Source organism: Empedobacter sp. UBA5987 (genome assembly GCF_002429865.1).
In the GTDB taxonomy this organism is placed as follows: Bacteria; Bacteroidota; Bacteroidia; order Flavobacteriales; family Weeksellaceae; genus Empedobacter; species Empedobacter falsenii_B.
Map to the genome: position 1 here is coordinate 1 of NZ_DJBB01000008.1, position 17,111 is coordinate 17,111.

General features: G+C 29.7%; 17 protein-coding genes. 8 read left to right on the top strand and 9 right to left on the bottom strand.

The window, feature by feature from the left end; translation table 11 throughout:
* Nucleotides 1-579 (top strand): hypothetical protein (locus tag B3J26_RS00670; RefSeq protein ID WP_291072686.1); only part of this gene is annotated, 579 nt, incomplete at its 5' end.
* On the opposite strand, the gene B3J26_RS00675 is transcribed toward B3J26_RS00670, so the two are convergent.
* Together B3J26_RS00675 and B3J26_RS00680 are read right to left on the bottom strand one after the other, a co-directional pair.
* Nucleotides 576-881 carry a hypothetical protein gene (locus tag B3J26_RS00675; RefSeq protein WP_291048935.1) on the bottom strand — a complete coding sequence of 102 codons (306 nt, stop codon included), beginning with the start codon at nt 879-881 and terminating at the stop codon, nt 576-578. The two genes, B3J26_RS00670 and B3J26_RS00675, sit on opposite strands and share 4 nt — an antisense overlap.
* Nucleotides 859-1,407, bottom strand: coding sequence for a hypothetical protein (locus tag B3J26_RS00680; RefSeq protein ID WP_291072687.1), 549 nt, complete (start codon nt 1,405-1,407; stop codon nt 859-861). The genes B3J26_RS00675 and B3J26_RS00680 overlap by 23 nt, the downstream gene beginning before the upstream one ends.
* A 68-nt stretch (nt 1,408-1,475) precedes the next feature.
* On the opposite strand from B3J26_RS00680, the gene B3J26_RS00685 reads away from it, so the two are divergent.
* From B3J26_RS00685 to B3J26_RS00695, 3 genes are all read left to right on the top strand, one after another.
* A complete protein-coding gene (locus B3J26_RS00685) occupies nt 1,476-3,338 on the top strand; it encodes a RecQ family ATP-dependent DNA helicase (RefSeq protein WP_291072688.1) in 1,863 nt (620 codons plus the stop codon).
* Between the two features lie 2 nt (nt 3,339-3,340).
* Nucleotides 3,341-4,282 carry a methionyl-tRNA formyltransferase gene (fmt, locus tag B3J26_RS00690; RefSeq protein WP_260392459.1) on the top strand — a complete coding sequence of 314 codons (942 nt, stop codon included), beginning with the start codon at nt 3,341-3,343 and terminating at the stop codon, nt 4,280-4,282.
* A 132-nt stretch (nt 4,283-4,414) separates the two neighbouring features.
* Nucleotides 4,415-4,702, top strand: coding sequence for an HU family DNA-binding protein (locus tag B3J26_RS00695; protein WP_019975917.1), 288 nt, complete (start codon nt 4,415-4,417; stop codon nt 4,700-4,702).
* Nucleotides 4,703-4,830: 128 nt separating this feature from the next.
* On the opposite strand, the gene B3J26_RS00700 is transcribed toward B3J26_RS00695, so the two are convergent.
* Nucleotides 4,831-6,162: an MFS transporter gene (locus B3J26_RS00700; protein ID WP_291072773.1), complete on the bottom strand. Its 1,332-nt coding sequence runs from the start codon at nt 6,160-6,162 to the stop codon at nt 4,831-4,833.
* Between the two features lie 66 nt (nt 6,163-6,228).
* Complete coding sequence (locus tag B3J26_RS00705; protein WP_291072692.1) at nt 6,229-7,554, bottom strand: DcaP family trimeric outer membrane transporter; 1,326 nt, start codon at nt 7,552-7,554, stop codon at nt 6,229-6,231.
* 589 nt (nt 7,555-8,143) lie between these two features.
* Here B3J26_RS00705 and B3J26_RS00710 point away from each other — a divergent pair.
* Entirely contained in the window at nt 8,144-8,983 is an 840-nt protein-coding gene (locus tag B3J26_RS00710) for a GNAT family N-acetyltransferase (RefSeq protein ID WP_291072693.1), read from the top strand.
* 41 nt (nt 8,984-9,024) lie between these two features.
* On the opposite strand, the gene tyrS is transcribed toward B3J26_RS00710, so the two are convergent.
* Nucleotides 9,025-10,227 (bottom strand): tyrosine--tRNA ligase, encoded by a 1,203-nt coding sequence (gene tyrS / locus B3J26_RS00715; RefSeq protein ID WP_291061629.1) that lies wholly within the window; start codon nt 10,225-10,227, stop codon nt 9,025-9,027.
* Nucleotides 10,228-10,529: 302 nt separating this feature from the next.
* Here tyrS and ybaK point away from each other — a divergent pair, with 302 nt between their 5' ends.
* A complete protein-coding gene (ybaK, locus tag B3J26_RS00720; RefSeq protein WP_291061627.1) occupies nt 10,530-11,021 on the top strand; it encodes a Cys-tRNA(Pro) deacylase in 492 nt (163 codons plus the stop codon).
* A gap of 1 nt (nt 11,022) precedes the next feature.
* Here ybaK and B3J26_RS00725 read toward each other — a convergent pair whose 3' ends face one another.
* Nucleotides 11,023-12,135, bottom strand: coding sequence for a redoxin family protein (locus tag B3J26_RS00725; protein ID WP_291072695.1), 1,113 nt, complete (start codon nt 12,133-12,135; stop codon nt 11,023-11,025).
* Nucleotides 12,136-12,324: 189 nt separating this feature from the next.
* Between B3J26_RS00725 and B3J26_RS00730 the strand changes: the two genes are divergently transcribed.
* Nucleotides 12,325-13,095, top strand: a complete 771-nt coding sequence (locus B3J26_RS00730) for a hypothetical protein (protein ID WP_291061623.1) — start codon at nt 12,325-12,327, stop codon at nt 13,093-13,095.
* A gap of 291 nt (nt 13,096-13,386) precedes the next feature.
* Here B3J26_RS00730 and B3J26_RS00735 read toward each other — a convergent pair whose 3' ends face one another.
* The 3 genes from B3J26_RS00735 to B3J26_RS00745 form a co-directional block, all read right to left on the bottom strand.
* Complete coding sequence (locus B3J26_RS00735) at nt 13,387-13,725, bottom strand: cysteine-rich CWC family protein (protein WP_038331257.1); 339 nt, start codon at nt 13,723-13,725, stop codon at nt 13,387-13,389.
* 275 nt (nt 13,726-14,000) lie between these two features.
* Entirely contained in the window at nt 14,001-15,290 is a 1,290-nt protein-coding gene (brnQ, locus tag B3J26_RS00740) for a branched-chain amino acid transport system II carrier protein (RefSeq protein WP_291072697.1), read from the bottom strand.
* Between the two features lie 681 nt (nt 15,291-15,971).
* On the bottom strand, nt 15,972-16,691 hold the full coding sequence (locus tag B3J26_RS00745) for a 3-ketoacyl-ACP reductase (protein WP_291072699.1): 720 nt from the start codon (nt 16,689-16,691) through the stop codon (nt 15,972-15,974).
* 146 nt (nt 16,692-16,837) lie between these two features.
* Here B3J26_RS00745 and B3J26_RS00750 point away from each other — a divergent pair, with 146 nt between their 5' ends.
* Nucleotides 16,838-17,107 carry a DUF1294 domain-containing protein gene (locus B3J26_RS00750; RefSeq protein ID WP_291061615.1) on the top strand — a complete coding sequence of 90 codons (270 nt, stop codon included), beginning with the start codon at nt 16,838-16,840 and terminating at the stop codon, nt 17,105-17,107.
* Nucleotides 17,108-17,111 lie beyond the last annotated feature (4 nt).

Consider the following 17,111-nt stretch of genomic DNA (forward strand, 5'->3'; position numbering starts at 1 on the left):
ACAGTTAGTAAGATACTACCTTTACAACTATTATCACTTTTTATATTTACAGGATTTTCCATTATTATTTTGTTGTACAATTATTTAGACGGAAACAAAAACTATATCCCTTCCATTTTCACTGGAAAAAGATTAGTTGCAACATCCAAAGAAAGCAGAATTAATAAGGCAATTACGATAAGCATTACGCTAATTTCATTCTTTATTTTCTGTAAATTTTGTTACGATAAAGGAATTTATTTCAGCTTAAAATCAATCTTTCAATCATTTGATTCATCATCATTTCTATCGATAAATAGAGGAATTATTGCATTTATCTTTTTCAATTCCATTATTCTGATAATTAATCCATCACAAGTAGCAAAACGAAATATGATTCGCATTGCAACACTTATTCAATCTGCTTTTTTCAGTATTTTTTTATCAGCCGCAATTGCAGTTCCTTTTATGATTTTGCAAGATCGAGTAGCTTACTTCAATATGAGTTCGGAGATTCTTTTATTTTTAGGATTTAATATTGTTTTATTAGTAAACGAAATTTCACTTTTTGTAAAATATAGAAAAGGTATAATCGACTAAGGTGAAATTACTTTTCCTGGTGCATAATATTTCTCTTTTTCAATAAATTCTCCATTTGGCGAATATTTATAAAGATATTTTTCGCCATCAATATTCTTAATTACTTCTTTTCTTATAAACTTATCATGATCATAAACAAGCGTTATCTCTTCCTTATCTTTCGTTTCATATTGTTTAGACGATAGTTTTCCTTTGTAATAATTCTCAATATAAAAAACACCTTCTTTCCTATATTGTTTTGTTTCTAAAGTTCCATCTTCATTATATTTCTCATAACTTTTACCATAAACTTCCATTTTCATAGTATATCGTATTTATTCCTAAAATTGAATTCTCCACAGAAGCTAATACTCCACTTTTATAATACGATTTTGTAATTCCTTTTTTATAATGCGCTTGGCGATTCAAAGAAACAAAACCTTCATTGGTAAGTCTATTTTGATCATTATAACTCTTGAAATTTAATTTATCATTTGCTCTAAATGTATCAGTTTCTAACAAATCATTATGATATATTTTTAATGTTATAATTTTAGAATTCTGAATCGCATACTCTTTTCTATAACTTTCTCCTTCATACAAAACAATATCTCCATTAATTAATTCATTTTTTATTTCAAATTTTCCTTTCTGAAAAGAATTTTCAAGAATATAAAATCCATCTTTAAGCATTTTTCTTTGTTGAGATTCAAGGTCTTTTACATAAACATTCTCAAAAAAATCTTTTGAATTTCCAATAGAAAGTTCAATATTATTAATTTTTTCTTGTGCAAAAATCAATGATGAAACCATCAACAATATAAATAAAATTAGATTTTTTGACTTCATAGGTTTTAAATATATAATTTTTGAAGAATAACACTATTTTACTTAAATTTACAACAAAGCTTTGTAATTTGACACCAAAAGAAATTCTTTTTAAGTATTGGAATTATTCTTCTTTCAAAACGCCGCAAGAGGAAATCATCGCAAGTGTTTTGGAAGGGAAAGATACATTAGCAATTTTGCCGACTGGTGGCGGAAAATCTATCTGTTATCAAGTTCCTGCGATTATTTTTGATGGATTAACATTGGTCATTTCGCCGCTTATTGCGTTGATGAAAGATCAAGTTCAGAATTTACAATCCAAAGGAATTTTGACGGCATATATTACCAATGAAATTGACCAAAATACGATTGGAAAAATTTTGGACGATTGTCAAAACAACAAAATCAAATTATTATATGTTTCGCCAGAGCGTTTGCAAAGTAGAATTTTTGTCGAGCGATTGAAACAAATCAATATTAGTTTGCTAGCTGTTGACGAAGCACATTGCGTTTCTGAATGGGGACATGATTTTCGACCTGCATATCATCGAATTTCAAGATTAAAAACTATTCTTCCTAAAGTTCCAATCTTAGCTTTGACTGCAACAGCGACAGAGAAAATTCAGCAAGAAATTGTTGAAAAATTAGAGCTAAATAATCCTGAAGTTTTCAAATCTTCTTTAAAAAGAGAAAACCTTTCGTACAATGTTTTCCTTTCTGCTGACAAGAAAAATGATTTGATTTATTATTTAAAAAAATATCCTGGTTCGAGTATTATTTTTGTTCGAAATCGAAAATTAACCTACGAAATTGCAAGTTTTTTAAGTCAAAATGGTTTTGATTCCGATTTTTTTCACGCCAAATTAACAAAAGACGAAAAAGAGCAAAAGCAGCAAGATTGGATGTTGAGTAATTCGAGAATTATGGTTTCGACAAATGCGTTTGGAATGGGAATCGACAAACCAAATGTTCGTACCGTTTTTCATATCGATTTGCCGCAAGGAATAGAAGCGTATTATCAAGAAGTTGGGCGCGCTGGACGTGATGAACAGGAATCGCATGGAATTTATTTGTACAATCCTGATGATCGAATTCAAGCAGAAAATATTTTCAAAGCGAATTTACCTTCGCAACAAGATTTTATCAAAATTGGGAATTGTTTGTTTAGTCAATTGCAATTAGCGGAAGGCGAATTAACGGAAATGAATTATCAATTGGATCTTCCAAAATTTGCCGAAAAATTTGGTTTAAATCTTAAAATGGTTCTTCAATTTTTAGAATTTCTCAATACGAAAGAAATCATTCAGCAAAAAAATTATTCACAAAATAGTAGCATTCAAATTTTGGCTTCACCACATTCGATTAACTTGAATGAAAACCGAATTTTTGATTATTTACAACGTCATTATCCTGGAATTTATACTTATAATAGAGAAATTTCTGAGAGTAAAATGGCGTTCGAATTGCACATGAGTATTGGCGACATTAGAAATATCTTACACGAATATGCAAAAAATGGTTCGATAGATTATTCAGATCGATTTTTAGCACGATTTAGATTTCTTGTTCCACGCGATTCGAATGCGTTTAAAAATAAATTATGGAAAGATTTCGAATCAATTCAAGTGAATAATTGGAAACGTTTGCAAGCAATGGCTTATTATGCCGAACAAAATACTATTTGTAGAGAACGTTTGTTATTTGGCTATTTTAATCAAAAATCTGATCAAAATTGTGGTAAATGTGATGTTTGTCAATCCAAAAAACAAAATGAAAGCTTTAATTCATCTGATTTGATTGAATATTTGAAAGAAGGTACAAAAACGCAAGCCGAAATTCTTTCAAAATTCATAAATTCGCCAAAAGATAAAATCGTCGAAGAATTGCAATATTTGATAGACGAAATGCGAGTTCAACCAATTGGATTCGATTCTTATAAACTAATAGAATAAAAATGCGAGTAGTCTTTATGGGTACGCCCGAATTTGCGGCGACATCTTTGAATGAAATCAATACAAATAGTCATCACGAAATAGTTGGAGTTGTTACTGTTCCAGATAAACCGTCTGGTAGAGGACAAAAAATGAATATTTCTGATGTCAAAAAATATGCAGTTGAACATAATTTGCCTTTGGCTCAACCAGAAAAATTACGAGACGAAGCTTTTATCGAAACATTAAAAAGCTGGAATGCTGATGTTTTTGTTGTTGTAGCTTTTCGTATGTTGCCACAAGTTGTTTGGTCAATTCCGTCGAAAGGAACTTTTAATCTTCATGGATCACTTCTTCCGCAATATCGTGGTGCAGCTCCTATCAATTGGGCTGTGATGAATGGCGATCAAGAAACTGGAGTAACAACTTTCTTAATTGATGAAAAAATTGATACTGGAAATATCTTAATTTCTGATAAAGTAGAAATTGGAGAAAATGATAATGTTGGAAAAATTCATGATGAATTGATGCATATCGGTGCAAAATTAGTTGTGAAAACGTTGGATGGTTTAGAAAATGATTCATTAAAACCGCATCCACAAGACGAAACAATAGAATTGAAACATGCTCCAAAAATCTTTAAAGAAGATTGTAAAATAGATTGGAACGATTCAATTACTGCTATTCACAACAAAATTAGAGGACTTTCTCCTTATCCATGTGCGTGGACAACTTTTGGAAATGGCGAAAATTACAAATCGTTAAAAATATATGCTGGTCTAAAAACGGATATTGTTGTAGATGGAGAAGATTATCAATTAATTTTACAAAAAAATAACCTTTATATCAATCTACCTCAAGGAGTTTACGAAATTTTAGAACTTCAACCCGAAGGAAAGCGCCGTATGACAGCCAAAGATTTCATCAATGGACATCAAAACGAGGATACCTTATTCGTAAAATAAGTACTTATTTACTGATTTTTGACACCGATTTCATAAAATTTTGCATTTTTATTGAAATTTATTGCGTTGAAACTTGCACAAATAAAGGGAAAGAGTATATTTGTGTATAAATTAATTTAAAAAGTTACAACTATGAACAAATCAGAACTTATCGATGCAATTGCAGCTGACGCTGGAATTTCTAAAGAAGCTGCTAAAAAAGCCTTAAACTCATTTACAGAAAATGTAACTAAAGCTTTAGCAAAAGGAGACAAAGTTGCTTTAGTAGGATTCGGTACTTTCTCAACATCTGAGAGAGCTGCAAGAACAGGTATCAACCCACAAACTAAAAAAGAAATTAAAATTGCTGCTAAAACAGTAGCTAAATTTAAAGCTGGATCTGAATTATCAGGAGCAGTTGATACAAAAAAGAAAAAATAATATTTCTGATACAATAAAAAATCCACTCGTTTGAGTGGATTTTTTTTACGCCTTGAAATTTAATTAATTCTTCAAAAAAAATCCTTCAAGAATACTTGAAGGATTTTTACATTTTATCTAATATTGATTTAATTATCTTCTGTTAAATCTGTTTTGTACGTTTCTGGAATTGTAAAGTAATTCACTAAAATCGCAATAAAGATTAATATCAATGGATAAGCTAATCCTATATATGGTGACATAGCAGCCGAAACGATAATCGTACTTTTGATTAATTCCGTTACAAAAGTCGTTGCTCCACCAATAAATCCATTCCCCATATTTTGAGCAAATCCCATACTTGTGTAACGAATTTTAGTTGGGAAAATTTCTAACATAAATGCACCAAGCGGTCCGTAAGTTGCTGCACCAGCAATTGAAGTAATTAAACTTACAATAACAATTCCGACAAGCGTTAAATTCGAAATATCATGAACTTCTTTCAATCCTTCTGGATTTCCTAATTTCATGTACAAGAAAAATGATAATGGAATTAAGATAAAACTACAAATCATTCCTCCTAACATAACAGGTTTACGCCCGATTTTATCACTTAATGCTCCAAACCATTGATAGAAAAATGAACTAAATAATGTAGAACATAAAACAACAATTAAAACTGTTTCGTAAGGTAAATTAACCGCTCTTTGTAAAAAGAAAAGAGTTACGAATAATGTTGTTTGCATAATTGTACTTTGAGCAGCATTTCCTCCAAAAATTGCTTTCAACATCAATTTTACATTTCCTGGCGTTGTAAAAGCATCTTTAATTGGTGTTTTAGACGTTTTTCCTTCTTTTTTTAATTGTTCGAAAATTGGACTTTCATGTAAACGTTGACGAATAAAGTAACTCAAAATCACTAATATTCCACTAAATAAAAATGGAATTCTCCATCCGAAACTTGCAAAAGCCTCTTCTGATAAAAATGATTGTGTTAAGAAAACAACTGATAAACATAATAATAATCCAATTGGAACAGTTGCTTGAATAAATCCTGTATAAAATCCTCGCTTCTCTGCTGGCGCATGTTCTGCGACATAAATTACCGCACCTGCATATTCTCCACTAATTGCAAGTCCTTGCATAATGCGGCAAAACAATAATAAAACAGGAGCAAACCAACCTACACTATCAAAAGTTGGAATACAACCAATCAAGAATGTTGCTGCTCCCATCATAATTAAAGAAACTAAGAATGAATATTTTCTACCAATACGATCCCCAATACTTCCAAAAATTAATGATCCAATCGGACGGAACATAAATGATGAAACCACTACGGCAAGTGTTTCTAAGAAATGTGACGAACCATCGTTAGGAAATAATTGTGTCGATAATACACTAGCCAAGATGATTGCCAAGAACATATCGTACCATTCGATTAAGGTTCCGACAGATGATGCTAAAATAATTTGGAAAATATTATCCTTCTTCGCTACTGTTTACGAAGTATCTAAAGTATTTGTACTCATGTTTTTTGTGTAATATTAGAAGTTAAATAATGTTGTCAGTTGAAATCTATTGTTATTTGCTAAATATTTATTTTCGGTTCCCGTACCTTTTATCGTCGCATCTGCCCATTGCGCTGTGCTTCGATCATATTCTAATCTAAATTTTAAGGCTTTGCTTAAGGTAAGATCTAAACGAGGAACTACTTTGTACAAATAATTTACAGTGCGTGTACCTGGAGTTGCCGAAATTGCGCCCCAATTTGTCGTTACACCATAAGATGTTGATGCAATTGCTCCTTCTACAGGATTTTTCACACCGTTATTTCTAACATAACCTGCAAATAATCCGAACGAAAATTTACCTGTTGAGTTTTGTTGCAAATCAATCCACATACTATGCGTATTCATTGGTTTATATGTTTCAACAGCTGTCGGACTTGTTTGGTATCCTACAATTCCACCAAGTTGTACAAAAGACGACGCATCTTGCATCAAATACCCAGCGACAGTTACTTGTAAAGGTTTTGTATTTAACTTAGAATAAGCCATAAACGAAACATTTTCAACTCGTTCATTAGACTTAATAGGAGGATTTCCTGAAGATAATTTTGGCTTCAAATTTTCATATTGCGCACCAATTCCGGCAGTAAAAACTTGTGATTTATATTGAAATTGAAGATGAGCTGCTGGCATTCCACTATTTCGAAAGGGCTCTGTATTTGGAGTAAAATCTCGTTGAGAATGTAAAGCAGCAATAACTTTAAATTTGTCTGTGAATTTATGCGTTAAACGAACTTGAGGATTACGATTCAAAGCATAAACAGGCGCACCAGTTCCATAATTTGCAACATTTGGTAAAGCTTCTAAAACTACAAAAGGATGCCAATATTGTCCAAACCCTAATTGCGTTTTCTCCCAATCCAACATCACATATGCATGACGCAAACGAAACTCGTTGATTCCTCCTTCTGTTGCTCCAAAAAAATCTCCTTCTAAAATACCAGAAGTTTTAGCCCCAAGTAATTCTGGACCTTTCAAATTAACGCCAGCTCTCGAGACGATTGACAACATGTGAAATTTCGAAGCTGCATTGATATCAGCACCGTTTACATCCGATAAACGATCTTTTGGATAAAGCGGAACCAAAGCCTCTCCTGCTCCAATCATTTGACGCGTATCCATAAAAATATCATTCCTGATAAATCCATAAAACTGCACATCAACTTTGTCTTTGTTTTCTCTTGGTTGTATTAATTCTACTTTTTCTACAACCACACTATCTGTCGTTTTCTGTTGAGCAGAGACATAGCTATAGCTGCAAAATATAGCTAGACAAGCCAATTTTGTTAAATTTTTACTCATTTTTTTTGTGATAATTTGAACGACTAAAATAATCAAAAGAAAAAAACTAACAAATGTTCGTTAATCATTTTTAAATAATTTTTCAAAGCTTTATTAAATTCATCATATGTTTAAATATTTTTTGAGAAATAGATATTTTGAAATAAGTTTTGGAAAGAAATTTTGAGAATTTGGTATTTTAATTAGTGTAACAAATACACTTTACTTGAATTCTTCGAGGAGTATTTTTCAAAAAAAATCGAGAGAAGAATAATTGTTTCAACAAATGAGGAGAAAGTTAGACTTCTCTCGTAGTTTTAGTTTTAAAAATGTATGCAAATTTATTGATTACAGAATTTTCTTCAGCATAATCAATAATAAGCTTATGTTAAATCATAAAAAAAAGAAGTTTTTTTAATTCTATTTACCATCCTCTACACTATTTTTAAAATTTATGTATAATTATTCAGTCAATATTATTAAATAAATTATATTTTTATCAAATTCGGATTACATAGTTCAAATAAAATTCAATCTTTACTAATTTTTTAAGATTTTTTTTAGAAAAAACTTAAATGTTGGGGCTATTTTTGCTTTGCAAATTACAGCTATGCAAACAAACATTGAAATACACTCATTAAATCATGTTGATTTGGAAGAATTATCAGCCTTATATAATCTTTCTTATCAAAATTATTACGTTTCTATCAATCTTTCAACTGAACAATTTCAGGGAAAATTAAAAATGGAAGATATCAATCTAGATTATTCTGTAGGTGCTAGTATTGATGGAAAATTAGTTGGCTTTTTACTTTATGGAATTAGAAATTATAACGAAGTAAAAACAGCTTATATTGGTGGAACGGGCGTTTGTCCTGAACATCGTGGAAAAAAAATCACACAACAAATGTTAGATTTTAGTTTTCCAAAATTGAAAGAACAACAAGTGAAAAATATATTTTTAGAGGTAAATACTAAAAATGATTTTGCTATTAACGCTTATGAAGCTTGTGGTTTTGAAAAAACAAGAACTTTAAATAGTTATAAAGGAATTCCTATTTTGGTCGTAAATCCATTACATGAAATTATAGAATTTAGTGATTTAGATTTGATTACAAGTGAAAACTTTTGGGATATAAAACCTACTTGGAAAAATGATATTCAAAGTGTAAAAAATATCATCGAAGATTGTCAAATAAATGGAATTTATGAAGATGGAATTTTAGTTGCTTACAAAATTATCAACAAAAATAATACACGTATTTATCAATTTGGTGTTCATCACGATTATAGAAATCGTTATTTAGCTTCCATCCTTTTCAGCGATTTGAAAAATAAAGAGATTAAAATGATTAATGTTGACGAAAGAGAAATCTCTACAAATGATTTTATTCAATCGATGGGATTAGAATTGTACGACAAACAATACGAAATGAAAAAAGAATTATAATGAAAAGCCTCTATTTAAGAGGCTTTTTTTCATTTTATTATCTACTTCAACTCGAAGAAATCTCTTTTTCCTATTTTAATTTTATTTTCGGTTTTTAATAAAAAATCACCAAAAGCATCCATGTTTTTCTCTCCATTAATTTGTACTGCACCGCTTTCTATCAAACGTCTGATTGCATTTCTCGACAAATCTTTCTTTAATTGATGACAAACATCTAATAATGTGATTTTATCATTCTCAAAGTTTAAAGAACTAATTTTAACAACTTCGAAAACTCTATTTTCATCATTTCTTTTCTGAAATTGATTGTTAAAAAATTCTTCTGCTTGTTCAGCTTCATTTACAGAATGGTATTGAATAATAATATTTTTTGCAACTAATTTCTTAATTAACATTGGATTATCTGTTTTTAATCGCTCATTCAAATTCATTTTTTCTTCAATAGAAAAATCCGTTGCCAACGCAATATATTCTTCTAATAAATCATCTGGAATAGACATCGTTTTCCCAAACATTTCATTTGGTTCGTCCGTCAAACCAATAATATTATTCAACGATTTACTCATCTTTTCTTTTCCATCGGTTCCTCTCAAAAGTGGCATACACATTACAATCTGAGCAACTTCTCCATTGCTTTCTTGCAATTGTCGTCCCATTGTACAATTAAATAATTGATCCGTTCCTCCCATTTCGATATCAGCACTTATCTGAACAGTATCGTATGCTTGTAAAATCGGGTAAACCAACTCATGCATTGCAATCGGCGTATTTTCGGTGAAGCGTTTATTAAAATCATTTCGATGCATCAGTTGTGCAACCGTAACTTTTGACAACAACTTAATAACATCCGTAAAAGGTAAATGATCTAACCAGTCTGAATTAAACACAATTTCAGCCTTATCCACATCAATAATTTTTGACAATTGATTAATGTAGGTTTCCGCATTGTTCTGAACTTGTTTTGCATTCAGCGGTTGACGACTTTTATTTTTTCCTGTTGGATCTCCAATCTGAGCTGTAAAACTCCCAACCAAAATAACTATTTGATGTCCCAAATCTTGAAATTCTTTCAATTTCTTCAATACAACGGCGTGACCAAGATGTAAATCTGGTGCGGTAGGATCAAAACCTAATTTGATTCGTAATGGTCTATTTTCTTTTTCAGCTAATTTTAATTTTTCTTCTAATCCATTTTCTGGTAAAAAAATAGCTACATTTTCCTTTAAACTTTTTAAATTTTCCATGATTTTTTTTAAATAAAAAAAGCCCGAGCAAAACTGCTCGGGCTTGTAGATTATGATTAAATTTTTGACATACAAAATTAATACGAAGTATACACATAGTCTACCCGAGCAAATATTGTACGATAATAAGTGCTAAAAAATGGTAAACGTAATATGTGTTGCAAAAACTTCATTCGTTATGCAAAGGTAAGAATAGTTTTGAGAATAGAAATTTTCGTCCAAAAAATTATCCTAGTCAATAATTCTATAGAAAAATCCTTTATAAAAGTTTTTCGTAATAACTTTGTGTAAATTATTATAGAATGAGCAATAAAACTGCTAAAACAAATGCAGTACGAATTTTAAACACACACAATATTTCGTACGAATTGCGCGAATATGAAGTTGATGAAGAACATATTGATGCTTTGCATGTTGCAAATTCATTGAACGTAAATCCGGAAGGAATTTATAAAACTTTGGTTTTGAAAGGAAATATAGAACCATTTTTAGTTGCCGTAATTCCTGCGAACACACATCTTAATATGAAAAAATTTGCGAAAATTTCTGGTAATAAAAACTGCGAAATGCTTCCGTTGAAAGATTTACTCAATGTTACAGGTTATATTCGTGGCGGTTGCTCACCTATCGGAATGAAAAAGCAATTTCCTACTTACATAGAAGAACTGGCTGTTTTACAAGATCAGATTTGTATCAGTGCAGGAAAAAGAGGTTTACAAATTATTCTAAATCCCGAAGATTTAAAAAATTTGATTGAGGCTAAATTTGAAGATATTACACAATTTGATTCATAATTTATTTACTATTCAGAATGATTTTTTCTAAAATAGTTGGAAATTTTGCTTCATCTTCAAACGTCAAATCTTGATTTGCATACACAATAATTCCATTTTTATCAATCACATAAGTTGCTCTATTATTGTAACCTAAACGATTATAAGAATTATACATCAACGAAATTGCATAATTCTCATCATTCAAATACGTAATATTATTTGTTCGCAAAGCTGATTTCCATAATTCTAACAACGGATTTGTAGAACTAGAAACTGCGTAACTTTTTACATTTTGTAACAATGGATTATGATCGATTAATTGAATTTGAGCAGCACAAGTCATTGCTGCTTTCGTATCAATTGACGTAAAATCTGGTAAAATTTGTCCACTAAACGCCGCAGGATAAAACGTTAAAACTTTAAAAGTTGATTTATCATCCAAAAATTTATCTGTCGAATTAGTCTTATAATTCGGTCCATTCAAAATAAAATCTGGTGCTTTATCACCAACCTTCAAGGTTTTATTTTCTGTGATATTTACTTCTATGTTATCGATTTTAAACGTTCTTTTAATCAATCTTTCCAAAGGTTTCAGATGTTCGCCTTGCGCACGATAATCATTATCTCGCATCAAAATTTTATTGTTTTGATCCACTAGAAAAAGAATCGAACTTTCTACTAAAACATTGTTAGAATTTGACGTTGGAATCATACTCGAAATTGAATTTTGCTTAAAAGGTTTCAACCCAATTGCATTATAAATTTTTCCAACTTCATCATAAATTACCTTCGTTCCATCCAACTTATTTTGATTGGTTGTTTCATTAAAAACAAACGTTTGCTGCGGTTCTTTACTCCATTTATTATCTTCATTTACAATATAAATCACATCAATTTTTAGTGGATTTTGAGACGAAAATGCCAAATTCTTCACAAAATAATAGTTCAGCGAAGTTGTCATCATGCTCGCATACGGATTCGTTTTGTATAAACTTGGCGTAAATACAATAATTTTAAAGTTTGAAGATTGATTGATATTTTCAATTTTATTAATCGGAAACTGAGCGCCAACATTCAAATTTTGAGCTTTTGTAAAACAAAAACCACATATAATTAGTACTATCGAATACATTCGTAACATAAAACGTTTATTTTAAATAAACTAATAAAAACTACCACAAGATAACTAAAATTCTACTTTCTCAAAAAAACTATTCATTAAATTCTCATTAGAATTGACGATTAACTTTTGAAATTCTCAAGCTTTTTTTGCAGTAAATCAGTTACCTTTGTGTTGATTTTTAATTTAAAATTTACACAAATGGAATTCAATGTTAGCAATGCTTTGAAACAATTAAATAATGATTATTCAGAAGATAAGGCGTCAGAAATTATCGAAAATCTATTGTATAATTCAACTGATTTTTCTGATGAAGACCATGAAATAATCGATCAATTGGGTGATAAATTTCTACGAATTGCTGCACAAATTTTTGTGGAAGATTTGGCGTATGATTTCAATACTTTGGTGAATTATTGGGAAGCTTTTATTGGACAATTAACAGAAGAACAATCTCAAAACTTATTGAATTTCGCGATAGAACAAACGGATACAGAATTTGTAGAAGATTTTATTATTGGATACCGAAAATTTTATTCAAATCCCAAAGACAGTATTACATTTTTCAATAAACTGAATGAAGACGAATTTTACGAAATTAAATTCTTCAAAGCACGTTGTTATGAGGTTTTAGGTGAAAATGAAAAAGCTGTGGAAGCTTATAATAGTTACTTAAATTCTGCACATTTCAAAAAAGAAGAAAATACTGAACAAGCTGCTGTAAACGAGTTTTATATTAGTCATAGTATTGCACCTTTGTTAGTGAGCATGAAAAAATATGATGAAGCCAAAACTTACTTTTATCGTGTTTTAGGAAATATCGATTTCGAAGATTATTTAGCTAATTTTGAAGGTTCTAATCAACAAGAAATCAAAAGTTTCTTAGACGATTATGTAACAACTTTGGAAGAAACTGGAGATAAAACAACTGCTGAAAAAATTTCAAAAAAAATAATGCAATATTTTTCTTAGAATTACAACATTCGGAAATGTAGTATTGATTTTTTAGCAAATATTCATAAATAGGTAAATTTAATATTTTCTTAACATTAATATAAATTCTATCTATTTGAGTATAAAAAAATAAATATAAATTTATTTATCAAATTAAGAAATCTACCTACCTTTGTACCATAAATAATTTATTCATAGTTGTTAAGGATAATGAAGTTGATTTTCTGAAGAAGAATATCCTTAATCAAATAGAGTTTTTTTATAGTATTTTTAGGTTGGTTAGTGGTTCAATGTAAGTTGAACCATTTTTTATTTCTTATAACCATAAGCACAATGTCTGCAACCATTTTGGCAACATTTTCCTTTCTGATAATGGAAAAATTCTGTAAAAACCCAATACCCATTTTCGATATAATAATGTATATGAGGAACAAACTCCGAAGGCATTGTTGGATGTGGATATTCTTGATCTAATTCTACAAAATAATTCAGTTTTTCTATACAAGAATTACACAAACATTTGTAATGCGTTTTCTTCAAAAACTCTTTTATTTCATCTTTTATAACAATTGTAGTACAAGCACAATTCGAAATATCATCTACCTTACACTCCATTGTTTCGTTACAACGCGAACAATTTTCGATCATTTTTTTGGATTATTTTTTTGATTTTTCAAAATACGAAAAATTCATAAACTTATCTTAAATCATGTGATTGAAATTCTCTATAACCATCATAAATAAATAGTTATAAATTAATTCTATCTAGACATAAAAGAAATCATTTAAGAATAATAGATTTAAAGTCAAAACTTTAAGAAATTTGTAAAAGAATAAAAGATAGACATTATCATTATTCAATTAGTGTTTTTATAGTAGTTTTGATTGGTTAAAATCCTCGGAAAATTCTTCCGAGGATTTTTTTATTTTCTTAATCTATCAATCAATAAACCAAATCCAAATCCAATAATCGATGGAGCAATCCAACCTAAATCATATTCGAAAAATGGAATTTTATTTAGAGTTGTAATTGTATCTTCATCAAAATATCCTAATAATTTCAATAAACCTAAAACTGCAATTACTGTAGATGCAATTATTGCACAAATGAAAGGCGTTTTACTTTTTACAACTTTGCCAAACAACACAATATAAACAACTAAAGTAATCGTAATTGGATAGACAAATGCTAATGGTTTAATTGCATAATTAATAATTTCGTCTACTCCTTTTATCGATAAACCAAACGAAATTACTGTACATAAAACCACTAAAACGGTATAACTTACTTTTCCGTTTGTTAAACGTCCGAAAAATGTACCTACCGCAGATGTTAATGCGATTGCTGTGGTAAGACAAGCAAATGCCATACATAACGCAATTGCAATTACTCCATATTGACCTAATGTATTTCGAGAAATTTCAATTAATAATTCAGGACGAAGAATTTTTGGATTTGTAATACCTGAAGTTGCACCTAAATAAATCAATCCACCATATACAAATAACAAACAAGTTGTAGACAATAAACCTGATATAATTACAATTTGAGATTTACTTTTTGTATCAGTATACCCTTTATCTCGTGCTGCTGAAATAATAATTCCAGCAAAAATAACAGAAGCCAAAACGTCTAATGTTTGATAACCTTCTATAAAACCTTTCGAAAAAGATTGCATCATCGTTAAGTCTGAAGGTAAGAAATCAGCGGTTGGGTATATAATTCCAATGACTATTAATAAGGTCAATAAAATCAATAATACTGGTGTTAAATAATTTCCAATAACGTCTACCACTTTTGAGGGACGAATCGCTAAAATAAGTGTTACTGCAAAAAATAGTAACGATCCCCACATCGGATCTAATGATGGAAAAAATGGTTTTAATCCCACTTCGAATGTTGTTGCGGCAGTACGAGGAATCGCAATTAACGGTCCGATACAAATCATAATAATTGTACCTAAAATAGCCGCCAAATGTTTGTTCACACGATGCCCTAAATCATTAAAATTATCACCCGAAAAAACAACAGATAAAATACCAGTAAATGGCAATAAAATACCAGTTAACCCAAATGCAATCATCGCGACGAAATAACTTGAGCCCACTTCTAATCCAATCAAAGGAGGTAAAAGAAGATTTCCTGCGCCAAAAAACATCGCAAACAACGCAAATCCAAGCGTTAATACATTGGTTAACTTTTTACTTTTCATATATTTAATAATTCTTTCTGTTTTAAAAAACGGTTCGCAAATTACTACAATTGCATTTTGAAGCCTTAAACTTAGTAGAATTATTCGATAATCACACAGCCAATTTATAAATTCGACAGATTTGAATAACAATTTTTATATTTATCAAAAATTTAAACTCTATATATTATGAATGTTTTAATCATCGATATCATCAAATCTCAACTCATTTGAAATTTTATAAATAGTAATCTTTCGTTTTGTAAATGGATTTATAAATTTAACGCCATCTTTTGTCGATTTTCTGATCATAAAAAAGAAACCTCCAAACAGGCAAACATTAAAGTTACAATTCTTAAAGTGAATAATTTAATTTCTAAATTTTTCATTAAATGAGGTGTCTATATTCCTCTATAATTTACTTGAAGTTCGTCTTGTAGAATCAAAACATAAGCTATAAATGCAGAAATCATTTCCACTACCTAAACCCAAACATTAATTCATCCACTAATACTTATGTTTTTGGAGGTGCGTTATATCATTGATTTGATTTCCTTTAAACTTTCTAACTGATTATTTATGCTCATATTAAAAAGTGTTTTTAATTCAAAGTTGATATAAGAAATGATTCTGAAAAATGTTTTTTCAAAAAAATCCAATTTCATTTAGAAATTGGATTTTATAAATATGATTAATCAATTTTTAAGGATTTGTAGACCATAAAGATGCTGATGCCAACATTGCGCGCTTATCTAATTTTAATAAATCGACAATTAATTGAGCAAAATCTTCTGGTTGAAGCACTTTTTCTGGATTTCCGTCAGTGATTTTTAATACATCTTTTGACATTTCAGATGCAATTGTACTTGGAGTTAAGGTCGTTACACGAATGTTTTTCTTTCTTAATTCGAACATTAATGATTCTGATAAACCTATCAATCCCGCTTTTGATGCTGAATAAGCAGAAGTTACTGCGTTTCCTTTTAATCCCGCCGTTGACGAAACATTGATAATATCACCACTTCCTAACTCTACCATCGAAGGAATTACAGCTTTAGAAACATAATATGGTCCAAATAAATTGGTACGCACAATCTCTTCCCAATCATTTTCTGGCATTTCCAAAAAACTTCCGAAAGCCGCAATACCAGCATTATTAATCAAAATATCAAACGCTCCAAAATTCTCTATTAATCGTTCAAGTTGCATTTTCACTTCAACTTTTTCGGCTACATTAAAAATTGAATAATCTGCTTTTACTCCAAAACTTTTGATCTCTTCTACAGTTTCTTCTAATGTCTTTGTATTTCGTCCTGTCACAGCTACATTAACACCTTCTTTAGCCAATGCCAAAGCAACAGCTTTTCCTAAACCTCTACTACCTCCTGTGACTAAAGCATTTTTCCCTTTTAAATCTTGCATAATTATTTTATAATTAGAATTTTACAATTTATTTTTTGAAGATTTTTTATGATTTTGAAGTACAAAGATAAACAACATAGATTTCTAGGAAAAATATTTTTTATCTACTTAATTATAAGTATTTTTACTACTTAATCACACACTGAATGGATAAATATTTATTTTTTACTCTACTCCTTATCAACGTTCTCTCTTTTTTTTTATTTAAAATAGATAAAAAAAACTCAATTATTGGTAAAAGACGTGTATCTGAATTAGCACTTTGTTTTGTGACTTTGATTGGTGGAACAATTGGTTCTCTTATGTCAATGCAGATTTATCGTCATAAAACAAGAAAAAAGTCTTTTATTTTTAAAATAGTAATGATTATAGCAATACAATGTAGTATATTAATTTTTTTAGTTGATCGTATATAATTGT